Origin of the sequence: Streptomyces ossamyceticus, from assembly GCF_001418475.1 — a bacterium.
Classification (GTDB): domain Bacteria; phylum Actinomycetota; class Actinomycetes; order Streptomycetales; family Streptomycetaceae; genus Streptomyces; species Streptomyces ossamyceticus.
Map to the genome: position 1 here is coordinate 1 of NZ_LIQX01000324.1, position 1,983 is coordinate 1,983.

General features: G+C 73.3%; 1 protein-coding gene. It reads right to left on the reverse strand.

Features of this window, described 5'->3' with window-relative positions; genetic code table 11:
• Positions 1–141 precede the first annotated feature (141 nt).
• Positions 142–1,362, reverse strand: coding sequence for an MFS transporter (locus tag AOK15_RS23740; protein WP_055520144.1), 1,221 nt, complete (start codon positions 1,360–1,362; stop codon positions 142–144).
• Positions 1,363–1,983 lie beyond the last annotated feature (621 nt).

Below are 1,983 nucleotides of genomic sequence, written 5' to 3' on the forward strand. Positions count from 1 at the left end.
GAAGCCACCGACCAGTCGTAGACCGGTGTCGCCCGGCGCGGCAACCGGACCACACATCACCACAGCCGGCGAAGGCTCCGTGCCCCGCGGTCGCCGACGGCGCGGGCGCTCCACGGGAGACCCGTACTTGTAACCGGGGAGTCACGGGCGGGGCGGGTGGGTCAGGGCCGTCCGCCCCGCCCGCATCCGCACCGCATGCTCATTCGTCCGCACGTCATACGTCATCAGCTTCGGCAGAGACACCGCCAACACCCCCACCGCCGCCACACACAACACCCCACCGGCCCACACGGACGCCCGCACCGACGTCCACGCCGCCATCGCCCCCGCCCGTACCTGCCCCAGCTGGGGCCCCACGGAGTACGAGAGCAGCTCGATCCCGGCGAGCCGCCCCCGCAACTCGTCGGGGATGGTCTGGTTCCACATGGCCGCCCGGAAGATCCCGCTGATCATGTCGAAGCCCCCGCCCAGCACGAGGAACGCCAGCACCAGCCACACCTCACGCACCAGCCCCGCCGCCACCACGGACAGCCCCCACAGCGCCGCCGCCAGCACCACCATCCGCCCGTGCCGATGTACTCGGGACGTCCACCCGCTGGTCAACGTCACCAGCAGCGCCCCGGCGGGCAGCGCCGCGTACATCAGCCCCAGCGACCACTCCGCGTCCAACTCGTCCGCGAGGAACGGCAGTAGGGCCAACGGCATCGCCAGGAACATGGCGGCGAGATCGACGGCGTACGTACCGAGCAGCTCCTTCCGGCTCCACGCGTACCGCGCGCCCTCCGCGATCGACCGCCACGACGGCTTCGCGGCCTCGTGCGAGGCGGGGGAGGGCGCCAGCCCCACGGCCAGGGCGACGGAGACGACGAACGTCGCGAGATCCGCCGCGTACGCCCAGCCGAGCCCGGCGTACGCGACGACCACGCCGGCGAGGGCGGGCGCGGCGACGCCGCCGACGGTCCACCGCAGCGAGTTGAGGGAGGCGGCGGCCGGGAGATGCTCGTGCGGGACGATCCGGGGGACGATGGAGTCGAGGGCCGGCCGTTGCACCGCGACGAGCGCGGAGGAGAGGGCGGCGACGAGGTACAGCGGCCACACCAGCGGCTCGGGCAGCAACGCGTTCACGAGAAGCGCCGCGCACAGCAGCCCCTGCCCGACCTCGGTCCACAGGATCAGCGCCCGCTTGTCGAGGGCGTCCGCGAGGGCCCCGCCGTAGAGCCCGAACACGATGAGCGGTACGAGTTCGACGGCGCCGATGGCCCCGACCGCCGCGACCGACCCCGTCAGCTCCTTCATCTGCACGGGCAGCGCGACGAAGGTCAGAAAGCTCCCGAAGTTGGTGATCAGCCCGGCCACCCACATCCGCCGGAAGTCCACGGACACCCGCCAGGGAGCGAGATCGGGCAACAACGAAACGAGCCGCGCGGCAACGCCGGAGGGCGAGGGCGCGGGCGGTGCAGCGGGCGAGGCTGAAGCGGAGGGGGAGGGCGCCGTAGGAGAGGAGGGCGCGGGCGACGCCGTGGAGGAAGGCGGCGTAGGGGGAGCGGCTGCGGGCGGAGCCGACGGCGAGGGAACGGCCGCTGGTGAACGCGTGGTCGAGGCATCGGCAGAGACGTACTCGTCGTCATCGGGTCTACTCACGCCGCCCCATGCTCAGCCGCGCCACCGCCTGGAGCAACCAGTTTTTTGAGGCCCCACCCACTTCCAGCCGGGCCCTGACCGGCCCTCGAACCGGTCCGTCCCTGTCCTTGTATGCGCGCGGTTGCCGAACCGCCTCACCCACCGCCTCCCACGTCGCCCCTCCACCCCCGCTGCGCGCAGCGGCGTCCGGTCCGCCGAGGGCTGCTGACGCGGGCGAGCCGGGGTGGCCGGGTGGGCCCGACCCGTCACCACCGGGCCGGCGGTGGGGACGCCAGATGGTCCGCCAGGCGCGACAGGCGGTCACGCAACCCGCCCCGCCCCCTCCGCCGGGGCACCACGTTC